At 70.2% G+C, this 12,369-nt stretch carries 9 protein-coding genes; 4 read left to right on the top strand and 5 right to left on the bottom strand.

Translation table 11 applies throughout. The features are described from left to right. Positions 1–100 precede the first annotated feature (100 nt). On the bottom strand, positions 101–1,648 hold the full coding sequence (locus tag ACT4N7_RS26240) for a GMC family oxidoreductase (protein ID WP_444831530.1): 1,548 nt from the start codon (positions 1,646–1,648) through the stop codon (positions 101–103). Between the two features lie 300 nt (positions 1,649–1,948). Here ACT4N7_RS26240 and ACT4N7_RS26235 point away from each other — a divergent pair, with 300 nt between their 5' ends. Both ACT4N7_RS26235 and ACT4N7_RS26230 read left to right on the top strand, forming a co-directional pair. Continuing rightward, complete coding sequence (locus tag ACT4N7_RS26235; RefSeq protein ID WP_444831529.1) at positions 1,949–2,689, top strand: DUF2306 domain-containing protein; 741 nt, start codon at positions 1,949–1,951, stop codon at positions 2,687–2,689. A 91-nt stretch (positions 2,690–2,780) separates the two neighbouring features. Further along, positions 2,781–3,266 (top strand): YybH family protein, encoded by a 486-nt coding sequence (locus ACT4N7_RS26230; protein WP_444831528.1) that lies wholly within the window; start codon positions 2,781–2,783, stop codon positions 3,264–3,266. 618 nt (positions 3,267–3,884) lie between these two features. Here ACT4N7_RS26230 and ACT4N7_RS26225 read toward each other — a convergent pair. The 4 genes from ACT4N7_RS26225 to ACT4N7_RS26210 all read right to left on the bottom strand — a co-directional run bounded on the left by ACT4N7_RS26225 (position 3,885) and on the right by ACT4N7_RS26210 (position 10,346). Further along, positions 3,885–5,492, bottom strand: a complete 1,608-nt coding sequence (locus ACT4N7_RS26225; RefSeq protein ID WP_444831527.1) for an MFS transporter — start codon at positions 5,490–5,492, stop codon at positions 3,885–3,887. 60 nt (positions 5,493–5,552) lie between these two features. After that, entirely contained in the window at positions 5,553–6,854 is a 1,302-nt protein-coding gene (locus ACT4N7_RS26220; protein WP_444831526.1) for an activator-dependent family glycosyltransferase, read from the bottom strand. A gap of 169 nt (positions 6,855–7,023) precedes the next feature. Beyond that, positions 7,024–9,381: a 5-histidylcysteine sulfoxide synthase gene (gene ovoA / locus ACT4N7_RS26215; RefSeq protein ID WP_444831525.1), complete on the bottom strand. Its 2,358-nt coding sequence runs from the start codon at positions 9,379–9,381 to the stop codon at positions 7,024–7,026. 281 nt (positions 9,382–9,662) lie between these two features. After that, on the bottom strand, positions 9,663–10,346 hold the full coding sequence (locus ACT4N7_RS26210; protein ID WP_444831524.1) for an alpha/beta hydrolase: 684 nt from the start codon (positions 10,344–10,346) through the stop codon (positions 9,663–9,665). Positions 10,347–10,704: 358 nt separating this feature from the next. Between ACT4N7_RS26210 and ACT4N7_RS26205 the strand changes: the two genes are divergently transcribed. Together ACT4N7_RS26205 and ACT4N7_RS26200 are read left to right on the top strand one after the other, a co-directional pair. Then, positions 10,705–11,157, top strand: coding sequence for an SgcJ/EcaC family oxidoreductase (locus ACT4N7_RS26205; RefSeq protein ID WP_444831523.1), 453 nt, complete (start codon positions 10,705–10,707; stop codon positions 11,155–11,157). A gap of 1 nt (position 11,158) precedes the next feature. Beyond that, positions 11,159–12,280, top strand: a complete 1,122-nt coding sequence (locus ACT4N7_RS26200) for a DegT/DnrJ/EryC1/StrS family aminotransferase (protein WP_444831522.1) — start codon at positions 11,159–11,161, stop codon at positions 12,278–12,280. The last annotated feature ends 89 nt before the right edge of the window (positions 12,281–12,369 follow it).

Here is a 12,369-nt window from a genome sequence, read left to right as displayed (position 1 = left end):
GCGCGCTCCCCGCGGACAACGCCACTACCGGCGCCCCACACCCACCCCCCCGGGGGCGGCCGCCGCCCCCTCGCGCCGCCCGCCTGGTGAGCAGCCCGCGCTAGGCGGTGGTCTTGCGGACCAGGTCTGCCGCCTTCTCGGCAATCGCGATGGTCGGCGCGTTCGTGTTGCCGCGCACCACCGTCGGCATCACCGACGCGTCGGCGACCCGCAGGCCTTCGACGCCGCGCACGCGCAGGTCGGCGTCGACCACGGAGCCGATCGCGCACGTGCCGGCCGGGTGGTACACCGAGTGCGTGTACCGGCGGATGTAGTCGCGCAGGTCGGCGTCGGAGTCCGAGGCGGGCGGGCGGAACGGCGTCGCGGTGTAGGGCGACAGCGCCTGCTGCCCCGCGATCCGCAACGCCAGCCGCAGCGCGACGACCGCGTCGTCCAGGTCGGCGGACTCGGCGAAGTAGTTGTGCACGATCCGCGGCTTGGTGGTCGGGTCGTCCGAGGCGAGCGAGACGCTGCCGCGGCTGCGCGGGGCGATCATCGACGGGCCGTAGGACAGCGCGTGGCTCGTCGGGATGCCCAGACCGTTGTCCACGAACATCACCGGCGCGGACAGGAACTCCACGTCCGGCGCCGCGAGCCCCGACCGCGAGCGGACGAACCCGCCCGACTCCGGGCCGTTGCAGGTGAGCGGCCCGCGGCCCTCGGCCATGAACTGCTGGAAGTTCTCCGGCGCGCCCGCGGCCAGCATGCTGATCGGGTGCTCGTGGGCGTAGATCAGCGGGATCAGCACGTGGTCCTGCAGGTTCTGCCCGACCGAGGGCAGGTCGACCACGACCGGGACGCCGAGCATGCCGAGCAGGGCCGCCGGGCCGATCCCGGAGAGCTGCAGCAGTTGCGGGGAGTTGTAGGCGCCCGCGGCGATGATGACCTCGCGCTCGGCGCGGATCGTGATCTCCTCGTCCAGCCGCGCGCCCACCACACCGGTCGCCCAGCCGTCCTCGATGAGCACCCGGTGCACCTGGACGTTGGTCTCGACGGTCAGGTTCGGCCTGCCCAGCGCCGGGTGCAGGAACGCCGTGGACGAACTGGCCCGCCGCCCGTCCTTCTGGGTGAGCTGAAAGTAGCCGAAGCCGTCCTGCTCGGCGCCGTTGAAGTCGTCGTTCGCGGCGAAGCCCGCCTCGACCGCGGCCTCGACGAACGCGGTGGACATCGGGTTGTTCGACCGGTTCTCCGACACCGCGAGCGGGCCGCCGACGCCGTGGAACTCGGACTCGCCGCGCTCGTTGTCCTCCGAGCGCTTGAAGTAGGGCAGCAGCTCGTCGAAGCTCCAGCCGGGCTGGTCCCAGCCGTCGTAGTCGAGCTTGTTGCCGCGGATGTAGATCTGGGTGTTGATCGAGCTGGTGCCGCCCAGCACCCGGCCGCGGGGCAGGTAGATCCGGCGGCGGTCCAGGAACGGCTCGTCGTGGGTGTCGTAGTCCCAGTCGAGGTTGGTGCGGAAGAGCTTGGCGAACGCGGCCGGGACATGGATGTTCGGGGAGGTGTCCGCGGGACCCGCCTCGACCAAGCAGACCTTGACGTCCGGGTCCTCGCTCAGGCGCGCCGCGAGCACGCAGCCCGCCGAACCCGCGCCGACGATCACGTAGTCGTACATTGCTCCTCCTTGGATGACTGCTACAAGCAGGATGGAGCAGCGGGGACGCCGTGCCTTCTTCCAGAATGCACAACACTTCACCGCACCCACCGATAATCACCCAGCGCGCATAACACGGCGCACAGGGTGCCGGACAGGCTATTCCTCGGCCAGCCGTGGCGATCATTTCCGCACAATGGGAGAGGAGCCCGGGATGTCCACTCGATACGGTTGGTTCGCGCTGTCTGCCGCTATTCTTTTTCCCCGACGCACCCGGCGTCCGCCCCGATGCCGCCTTTCCCACCAGAGGAGGAACCGACCGTGACGCAGCATTCGGAGCAGGTCCGCATTCCGGCGAGCGTGACCGAGGAACTCGACCGACTGCCCGGTTCACCCGCACCGCGCTCGTGGTGGCGGCGGCCCTGGATGATCCCGCTGGCGCTGCTCGTGGCCGCCTTCCTGTACATGTCGTGGCCGGTGTACCTCACGCTGGACCCGGCGCAGTCGCTGATCCCGATCAACGAGACGTTCACCCCGCACTACTCGCTGCTGCTGGCGCACATCACGCTCGGCACGATCGCGATCGTCACCGTGGTCCTGCAGGTCTGGCCGTGGCTGCGGCGCACCTACCCGACCGTGCACCGCACCAGCGGCAGGCTCTACGTCTTCGCCGGGATCATCCCGTCGGCGCTGTTGTCGCTGGCCATCATGCCGTTCGGCATGCTGACCGGCATCGGCGCGATCGGGTCCTCGGTGTGGACGATCCTGGCCCTGGGCACCACCATCGCGGGCTACCAGATGGCGCGCCAGCACCGCTGGGCGGAGCACCGCAAGTTCATGCTCTACAGCTTCGCGCTGGCCACCAGCATCCTCACCGGCAGGCTCATGTTCAACGCCGCCTGGTACGGCGCACTGCTGTTCCCGTCCTACGAACTCAACGTGCCGGTGGTCGCCCAGTTGGCGGGCTTCTGGCTGAACTGGATCCTCAACCTCGGCCTCGTGTACTGGTGGCTGCGGCGCACGGCGCGCAAGTCGGCGGCCCGATCGGCCGCCACGGTCTGAGCACACCAGCACGGGCCGCAGCGATCCCGGCCGGGACCACCGGCCGGGATCGCGCCTTTTCGGACATCGACATTCGACCAGGGAGAGTCCCATGAAGAAAATCAGTGCGCTGCTGACCGTGGTCGGTATCACCACTGTGCTCAGCGCCCCCGCCCAGGCGCTTCCCAGCGACACCGACCGGAACCGGAATCGCACGATCGCGGAGTGCCAGCGCCGATTCGACGACACCGTTCGGCGGTACGACGAAGCATTCCTCGCCCGCGACCTGGACCGCTTAATGAGCTTCTACCGCGACGACGCCACGAAGATCGACCCGAATGGCGACATCCAGTTGAACAAGCAGGAGATCGCCGGCCTCTTCGGCCAGCTCTTCCAATTGAACTTCACCGCGAGCTTCCCCCACGTGAAGAAGGTCGTCGACTGCGACACTGCGCTGCTGGTCACCGATTCCACGCTCGTCTTCCCGGACTTCGAGTACCAGGAGCACTTCTTCAGCTCCCTCACCTACACCGCCGACGACCGCGGCCGGTGGCGGGTGCTGGTCAGCGCCAGCACCGGCTTGACCAGCACCAACTGAGCGCCGACAGCAACGATCCCGCGCCGAGCAGTCGGCGCGGGATCTTTCTGTCCACTGTGGAACACGCTGGCCACCACGCGGGAAGCCTTACGGGCCAACGCGTCACGTCCGTCAAGCACAACAAGCTTGGCGGCTACCCGCCGTCTGGCACCCGAACCAGCGTTTCCGCAGGTCGGCACACCGACATGGTCAGTGAGAGCCACGCCCGCTGCCCCCATCCAAGATGATCGACTTTGCCGAATCGACCCCACCGGGCAAACCCCCGCCCAACCTCAGGGGGCTCGGCCCTGCTCCAGCCTATCGGCGATGGCCGGGTTTGGGAGAGGGGCGGGATTTCTGTGGATGGATCCGGCGGATGTGGACAAGTCCGGGGGGCCGTGGGCGGTTCGGGAGGTGGCCAGAGCAGCGGTGCGAGTCCGCAAGGCGGCCCGAGCCGCGGGACAAGTCCGAAAGGCGAACCCGATCGCGCGCCGCGCACCTCGTGCCGGTTCCGATGCCGGGCGGCGCCGCGACTATCCGCCAGCCGCGACGTCCTATGTGGACGGGCGGCCAGGACATAGCGGTTGGCTGCGTGACCGCGGCATCCCGTTCGCGGTCACGCAGCCACACCCTGGTCCCCTATCCGGTGACCAGATCCTTGGGCGCCTCGTCACCTGCCCCATCGGCCTCGGCCGCCGAGGTGTCGTCGGTGGCCTCCTCCGAACCGCCGGTGTCGCGCAGCAGGACGCCCGCGATGATCGCCAGCACCACCCCGATGCCCGCGCTGATGGCACCGATCGTGTTGAGACCGCTGGTGAACGCCTCCCTGGCCGCAGCGAGCACGGCCGGGGCGAGGTCGCCGGTGAGCTGCCCCGCCGCGGTCACGGCACCCGGGAGGGTGTCCGTGACGGCGGCAGCGGCCTCGGCCGGGACGCCCGCGGGCACGGTGTCGACGATCTCGCCACGGTAGACGGCCGTGCCGATGGCGCCCAGGATTCCGACGCCGAGGGCCACGCCGAGTTCACTGCTGGTCTCCGACATCGACGCCGCCGAGCCCGCCTTCTCCGGCGGAGCGGCGCCGATGATCAGGTCGGTGCCCAACGAGGCCATCGGGCCGAAGCCGAAGAAGACCACGGACAGGCCGACGATCAGCAGCGGCAGCCCGGACGAACTGCCCACTTGCGACAGCAACACACCACCGAGGGCGAGAATCACCGCACCCACGGCGACGATCCGGCTCGGTGCGATGCGCTGGGCGATGGCGGGGGCGAACATGGCGCCGACGACCGTGGCGATGGCCGAGGGCACCAGCCAGAGCCCGGCCCGCAGCGGCGAGAGGCCCTCGACCATCTGCAGGTACTGGTTGACGAACAGGCCGACACCGCCCATGACGGCCGGGCCGAGGAGCAGGATGCCCAGTGCGCCCGCGAACGACGGGATGCGGAACAGCCGCACGTCGATCAGGGGGTTGGTCAGCTTGCGCTGCCGCAGCACGAAGACGAACCCGATGGCCAGACCGGCGGCGATGGTCAGCAGCCCCACCGCGCCGAGTCCGTCGTGCGCGATCTCCTTGATGCCGTAGATGATCGGCAGGATGGTCGCCAGCGACAGTCCTACGCTGGGCAGGTCGAGCTTGCCCGCGTCGGGGTCGCGGTACTCCGGCAGCAGCACGGGCGCGGCGATCAGCAGCAGCACCATCACCGGGACGCCGAGCAGGAACACCGATCCCCACCAGAACGACTCCAGCAGCGCGCCGCCGACCACGGGGCCGAGCGCGGTGCCCGCCATGAAGCAGCTCATCCAGACGCCGATGGCCATGCCGCGTTGGCCCGCGTCGGCGAACATGTTGCTGATCAGGGCCAAAGTGGACGGTGCCAGCGTGGCACCCGCGACACCGAGCAGCGCCCGGGTCACGATCAGCATCTCCGCCGAGTTCGAGTACGCGGCGAGCACGGAGGCGACGCCGAACGCGGCGGCGCCGATCATCAGCAGCCTGCGCCTGCCGATCCGGTCACCCAGAGTTCCCATGGTGACCAGGAAGCCGGCCGTCATGAACGCGTAGATGTCCATGATCCACAGGGTTTGGGTACTGGTCGGGGCGAGGTCGGCGCTCAGTTGCGGAAGCGCCAGGTAGAGCACGCCGAGGTCGAGGGCGAGCAGCATCGTCGGCAGGGCCAATACCGCTAACCCCAGCCACTCCCGCCGCCCGGCCAACTGGGCTGCCCCGTCTGCGGGGTTCGAATTCATCGCCTGATCCCTTTCTCTTGCGTCCAGATCACGACCCGCCCCGGCTCCCCCGCGGCGGGCCTACGTGCGCGACCGGTGTTCGGCCGTCAACTTCTCCAGCAGCGGAACGATCTCGTTGGGACTGGGCACCCCGAGCAGGTCGACGCGCAGCCGCTCGGCGTTGCGCGCGAACGACGGGTCGCCCAGCACCCGCTCCAACTCGGTGCGCAGCCGCTGCGCGGTGAGCTGGTCGGAGTCGGCCACATAGACCCCCGCGCCGCGGTCCTCCACGCAGTTGGCCTGCGCGACCGGCGCCCACCACTTCTCGTGCCAGTAGGTGCCCGGGACGATCAACTGCGGCACCCCGTGCTCCAGCGCCGTCGCGAAGGTGCCAGGGCCGCCGTGGTGCACGATCGCGGCGCAGGTCGGTAACAGCACCCCTAACGGCACGAACTCGACCGCGCGCACGTTGTCGGGCACCCGGGTCAGCGAGTCGAGCTGCTTGGCGCTGAAGGTCGCGATCACCTCGATGTCGAGGTCTGCCACCGCTTCGAGCAGCTCCCCCGCCGACGCCTCGACGCCGTGCGAGTCCCGGTGCGAGAAGCCCAGGGTCATGCACACGCGCCTGCGCTTGGGCGGTTCGTGCACCCAGTCCGGCACACTGGCCGGACCGTTGAACGACACTTGGCGCACCGGGACGTAGTGCACGCCCGCGCCGGTCGGGTGGAACATCGACGGCGGCGCCGGGTCGATCGTCCACTGCCCCAGGACCATCTCCTCGTCGAACGTGTGACCATAGCGCTCCAGCTTCGGCCCCAGCCAGGCCGCCATCGGGTCCGGCAGTGCCTCGGCGCCGCGTTCTGCCTGCGCGGCAACGAAACCCGCGCGCAACTGGGCCAGCGCGTCCACACCCCACAGGTGCCGGGCGTGCGCCGCGCCGCTGACCCGGGCCGCGATCGGGCCCGCGAACGCGAGGGTGTTCCAGATGACCAGGTCCGGCTGCCACGCGCGGGCGTAGGCGACGAGGTCGTCGAGGAACGAATCCGTGGTGAGGATCGGGAAGAAGTCGGTGGCCATGTCGACGAACTCGCTCGCCGGGTCGTCCCAGCCGTAGGCGCTCTGCACCGGCTTGGTGCGGTTGGTCGGGTCCGCGTCGGCGACGACGGCCTCTTCCTCAGGCTCGGCCTCGGCCAGCTCGTCCTTGAGCCGGGCCATCAGCGCGCCGACCGGCGCGGGCGTCAGGCCGAGACCGGCGATGTCGTCCACCAGGTCCGGCTGGCTGGCGACGCGCACCTGGTGCCCCGCGGTCCGCAGCGCCCAGGCCAGCGGGGCCATCAGATACATCTGGGACTTGTTGAGGCAGGTGACGAACAGGACGCGCATTGCTGTGTCCTTCCCGCGATTCGTTTATCCGGCTATCAGCGTTACAGTCGTCCCGCCCGGCGGGCATCTCTCAGAATGCGGAGTACGCACGCCGAAGGCGGGCCGGAAACTCGTCCGGCCCGCCACCGCGACAGTCCTCTTAGGTCGATATCGCGAATCGACTACGAATTCACCGCTTTCGCCACACGGTGACGTCGGCGTCGAAGAGCTCGAAATGCCGGGCGTGGTTGCGCAGCGTTCCCGGCACATTCGCCTCGGCGACGAGATCGAACGCCCCGGCCAGCAGCCGCCGCAGCGTGTGCTCGCTGGTCGAGGACTGCGCCCGACCGCCGAGCCAGTTCTCCGGTGTGGTGTAGCCGCTCTGCCAGCTCCACGGCGAGGCCACCAGCAGCAGGCCGCCCGCGCGCAGGAACTCCGCGGAGTCGGTGAACTGGCGCAGGCACGCCTCTGGATCGGCGAGCCGGTCGAGCAGGTTGGCCACCACCACCGCGTCGAACGAGCCGAGCGCGGGCAGCGCGCAGGCGTCGCCGACGACGAACTCCACGCCGATGCCGTCGGTGGCCGCGGTGGTGCGCGCGAACTTGCGCGTGCGCACCTCGCCCTGGTCGACCCGTTCGTAGGCAACGGATTCACCCCGCGCCAGCGTGCGCGCGGTCTCCACGAACTGGGCGCTGAGGTCGACGCCGACCACGCTCGCGGTGCCCTCGGCGAGGGCGAACGACGCCCCGCCGACCGCGCACCCGACGTCGAGCACCCGGCTCAGCGTCGCCCCGGTCCGCTCGGCCTCGGCCAGCAGGAATCGGGCCAGCCGCTGGGGATAGCCGTGCGCCGGGGTCAGCGGATGGTCCGCCCGGCCGAAGGTGTCCTCGACGCTGCCGAAGTGCATCAGCAGGTACCGGTTGAGCATCTCCTGGGTGGCGTACGGGTCCACGTCGGTGTCCTTGGCGGGCTGCTCGGGGGCGGCGACCAGCCGGATTCCGGTCTGCTGCAGGAAATGCGGGCGGAAGTGGTACCGGGCCCAGATGCTCGCCTGGTCGCCGGTGCTGACGAAGCACCCGCCGAGGATGATCTGGTGCTGGTCGTCGAAGCAGGGGATGGAGAAGTCCTCGTAGTACGGGTGCACGGCGAACCCGTCGAACGGGTTGGTGAGGTCCTCGCTCCAGGTCCACAGGTTGCCCGCGGTGTCGTGCACGCCGAGCGCCGACGGGGGCGAGAGGTCGACCGGGCTCTCCGAACCCCAGGCGAGGTTGACGTTGATCCCCTCCTCGCCCAACTCCGCGCCGCTCGCGCGCATCACGGGGTCGTCGGCCACGCCCGGCTTCGCGGGCAGGGCGCGCATCAGGTGGAACTCGACCTCGGTGGGCAGCCGGTAGCTCCGACCGTCCTTTTCGGACCGCCAGGCGCCGAACGCCTTGGCCTCGTGGAAGTTCACGCAGACCGGCCAGTCCCACGGCAGGTCGATCTCTTCGAAGGTCGTGCGCAGCCGGTAGGCGTGCAGCCCGGTCGGGCCTGCCGCCACCCACCACCGCGGCCACTTGGCGTTGCGGAACCGGCGCCAGCGCTCGCCCTCGTCCGACCAAAGTTCGGGCCTGCGGTAGCCGCCGTCGGCGACGAACCGGTGGTACTCGCCGTTGCTCACCAGGAAGCGGGTGGTCTCGAAGTCGGCGACCTGCTCGTCGCGGCTGCCGTACTCGTTGTCCCAGCCGAACGACGGGAACGACCGCGGCTTGCCCAGATGCGCGGTGGCGCCGGGGATCGCGACGGTGTGGTTGTCTGGATAGGACTCCGGCTGCGGCTTACCGTCCACTGTGGTGCGTCGGGCAGGCGCGGGCGCCGGCCACGCGGCGGGCGGCGCGACCAGCCGCAGCGGCATCTCCCGGATCAGCACGGAGCTGGTCTCCAGGTGGATCCGGTCGTGCTCGAAGGCGAGGAACAGCGCCCACGCCCGGTCGTCCATGGTCACCGGACGCCCGAGGTCCGGGGCGAAGTCGGTCGCCTCGATGACCGCGCGGACCAGCCGGTACACCGTGGCCCGGTAGGCGTGCACCCGCTCCACAGCGGGCCAGGGCATCTCGTTCTTCGACATGTCGTCCCACGACATCTCGTCGACGCCGGTCTCCAGCACCTGCTCCAGGTAGGCGTCGACACCCTCGTCGAGCAGCCCGGCGACCCGCAGCTTGTTGATGTAGAGCACCGCCGGGTGGCCGTAGTAGAAGAGCATCGGGTGCCGCAGGCCGTGGTCCGGCGGCCGGTAGAACGCCTCCGCGGTCTGCAGGCCCGCGAACAGGGTCTCCTGCAGCGTCCAGGAGTTGTCGAAGTAGTCGAGCACCGCGGCACGGTCGCAGACGGACAGATCCGGCATCGGCAGCGACGTGATCCGGCCCGTCGCGCCGACTCCCGGACACACACCGGCCTCGGGGCGCACGCCGGTGAACCACCAGGCCGGATCGCGCGGACCGACCAGCCGCTCGTCGGCGTGCGCGCTCGCGTTCCGTTCCCACACCGCCGGTTCTACAGTCGCCGTCATCGTTGGTGTCCTCACGTTTCATAGCTGCCGGAAATACGGTCGACGTTCGTCGTCACTGGACCGAAATCGTCTTCAGCGGAATACCGTCCGGTATGGGATCCGCGGTGCCCGTACATGACGTTTTCACTATCTGACGGTGTCATTTCACTACCTGCCGCCGCATCTCCCGGGTTGCCCTGGGCGGCGGTGCCCGCACAGAGCGCCCGATACGACAAAAAGACTCCGCGAGTCCGGGTTCGAAGAAAACCCGGACTCGCGGAGTCCACATACGCGAAAGTGCGTTATCGGCCTGCGGTGTAGCCCTCCAGGATGTCGGCCAGCTTCTCGGGGTGCGCGAGCGCGACGCAGTGGCTGCTCGCGATCTCGTCGGGGGTGACGTCGAGGCGCTCCTTGGCGACCCGGCGGAAGAAGTCCGGCGGGAAGAAGCGGTCCTCGCTGCACAGCAGGAACTTCGTGGTCACACTCGGCCACTGCGCCAGCGGCCACGGTGTGCCCATCGGGGTCTGCGACTGCGCGCGCTCCTTGCTCATGGCCTCCTCGGCCAGCGCGCGCGGAACGTCGTGGTAGAAGCTGACGAACGGGTCGTCGTTGCCGGTCAGGCCGCCGTCGCGCTCGGCGGCGTCGGCCGCGGCGGTCCCGTAGCCGGTGTTGTCCCACCAGTCCCCAGGGTTCTCCCCCGGCGCCGGAACCATCCCGGCCAGCAGCACCAGCACGTCGACCGGCAGCCGGTCGGCCACCAGCGGCGCGGTGAACGCGCCGAACGACTGGCCGACCACGACCAGGTCCGTGCGCTCGCCGATGGCCTCGACGACCGTGTCGGTGTACTCCTTGAGACCCGCGCTGTCGTCGTCGCACGGCAGGTCCGGGGCCACCACGTCGTGGCCCCGCTTGCGCAGTTCGGCTTCGAGCAGATGCCAGTACCAACCGACGTCTCCGGCGCCGTGGATCAACACAAAGGTGGTCATCTTCTGCGGTCCTTCCTGGGTTCGGGGGAGGCGGCGGTCGGCGGCGTGGCCCGGCCGGCTGAGGAACCGCGACCGGCTCCGCCTCAGGCTGGGTGAACGGCTCGGCCGCACCCAGACGACTACTCGGTGTAATCAATTGCCACGGTACCGCAGCCGCCCGCGATCCCCGGGCTCGAAACCGTTTTCCGCCCGAATGCCGCATTCTGGAAGATGCGCCGGGCGATCATCGGAGTCGACCATGGACTACGCAATCGACGGACCCGGCGGCCGATCGGCCGTCCCTGGACCGGCGCGCGGTTCGCCGTGTGCCGCGGCTGGTCCGTGACCCGCACCGCCCCCCAGGAAAAGGACAACGAGCATGTCGAAGGCATCGTCGCTGGTCGCAGGGGCCAAGAAGTGGGCCAGTCACTACGGCGCGTTCGCGGGCGGGAAAGAGGGCGCGGTGCTCAGCGTGCCCCTGCGCATCCGCGGCGCGTGGGAGCAGAATGACGCGGACGTCTTCGCCGACGTGTTCACCAACAACGGCAGCCTGCTCATCGGCGACGACCAGCTCACCAGCCGTGACGAGATCCGCGCGCACATGGCCACCGGTTTCGCGAGCCACTACAAGGGCGCGTCGCTGGTCGACGAGCCGCTGGAGATCCGGTTCCTCACCGACGACGTCGCGCTGGCGATCACCGAGGGCGGCGTGCTGTACGCGGGCGAGACCGAGCTGCCCGCCGAGCGCGTGGTCCGAACCATGTGGGTGATCGCGCGCCAGGACGGCGAGTGGAAGCTGGTGTCGCACCAGACCAGCCCGCTCAACGGCTGAGATGGCGGTCCCGTTCCTCGATCTCCGGGCACCGTACGCCGAGCTGCGGGCCGACATCGACGCCGCGGTCGCGCGGGTGCTGGCCTCGGGCTGGTATCTGCTCGGCCCGGAGACCGAGGCGTTCGAGGCCGAGTTCGCGGCCTACTGCGGCGGCGCGCACTGCGTGACCGTGGGCAGCGGCCGCGACGCGCTGGAGTTGATCCTGCGCGGGCTCGGGATCGGCCCCGGCGACGAGGTGATCGTCCCGGCGCACACCTTCATCGCGACCTGGCTCGCGGTGTCCGCGGTGGGCGCGCGCCCGGTGCCAGTGGAGTCCACTGAGAACACCTACACCCTCGACCCGGAGCGCGTCGAGGCGGCGATTTCCCCGCGTACCAAGGCGATCCTGCCCGTGCACCTGTACGGGCAACCCGCCGACCTGGTCGCGGTGAACCGGATCGCGGAGCGGCACGGGCTGTTCGTGGTCGAGGACGCCGCCCAGGCGCCCGGGGCGCGGCACCGGGGCAGCCGGATCGGCGCCGGACCGTCCACTGTGGCCTTCAGCTTCTACCCGGGCAAGAACCTCGGCGCGCTCGGCGACAGCGGTGCCGTGGTGACCGCCGACCCTGCCCTCGCCGAGCGCGTCCGGTTGCTGCGCAACTACGGTTCCCGGGTCAAGTACCAGCACGAGGCGCTCGGCACCAACTCCCGGACCGACGAGGTGCAGGCCGCGATCCTGCGGGTGAAACTCGCGCACCTGGACGCCTGGAACGCGCGGCGCACCGCGGTCGCCGCGCGCTATCTGGCCGAACTCGACGGCATCGACGACGTGGTGCTGCCCCGGGTCGCGCCGTGGGCGGAGTCCGCGTGGCACCTGTTCGTCGTGCGGTCCCGGCGGCGGACAGTGTTGCAGGAGCGGCTGACCGCGGCCGGGGTGGGCACGCTGATCCACTACCCGGTCGCGGTGCACCGCGCGCCCGGGTACGCCGGACTGGGCCTGGCGGCCGGGTCCCTGCCGCTGGCCGAGCGGCTGGCCGACGAGGTGCTCAGCCTGCCCATCGGCCCGCACCTGTCCACGGCGCAGGTCTCGGCGGTCGTCTCCGCTGTGCGGGCAAGCACCGTGGAACTGCGGCCGACCGGCTGAAACCCTGACGGCGGGGGGGGGGGGGGCGACCCCCGACGGGGCCCCCCCCCCCCCCCCCCCCCCGCGGCCCCGAGGAGGCCCCCCCCCCC

This window comes from Actinokineospora sp., assembly GCF_052390155.1.
Classification (GTDB): domain Bacteria; phylum Actinomycetota; class Actinomycetes; order Mycobacteriales; family Pseudonocardiaceae; genus Actinokineospora.
Note: the sequence above shows the minus strand (reverse complement) of the source record. Positions and strands in the feature narration are given on the sequence as shown.

What these genes read in the sequence shown, in the direction of transcription:
- ACT4N7_RS26220 (WP_444831526.1), bottom strand. Translation starts at nt 6,854, where the DNA reads ATGCGCGTCCTGTTCGTCACCTGCCTCAACAAGTCCCAGATGTATCTG.
- ACT4N7_RS26205 (WP_444831523.1), top strand. Translation starts at nt 10,705, where the DNA reads ATGTCGAAGGCATCGTCGCTGGTCGCAGGGGCCAAGAAGTGGGCCAGT.
- ACT4N7_RS26225 (WP_444831527.1), bottom strand. Translation starts at nt 5,492, where the DNA reads ATGAATTCGAACCCCGCAGACGGGGCAGCCCAGTTGGCCGGGCGGCGG.
- ACT4N7_RS26230 (WP_444831528.1), top strand. Translation starts at nt 2,781, where the DNA reads ATGAAGAAAATCAGTGCGCTGCTGACCGTGGTCGGTATCACCACTGTG.
- ovoA (WP_444831525.1), bottom strand. Translation starts at nt 9,381, where the DNA reads ATGACGGCGACTGTAGAACCGGCGGTGTGGGAACGGAACGCGAGCGCG.
- ACT4N7_RS26240 (WP_444831530.1), bottom strand. Translation starts at nt 1,648, where the DNA reads ATGTACGACTACGTGATCGTCGGCGCGGGTTCGGCGGGCTGCGTGCTC.
- ACT4N7_RS26210 (WP_444831524.1), bottom strand. Translation starts at nt 10,346, where the DNA reads ATGACCACCTTTGTGTTGATCCACGGCGCCGGAGACGTCGGTTGGTAC.
- ACT4N7_RS26200 (WP_444831522.1), top strand. Translation starts at nt 11,159, where the DNA reads ATGGCGGTCCCGTTCCTCGATCTCCGGGCACCGTACGCCGAGCTGCGG.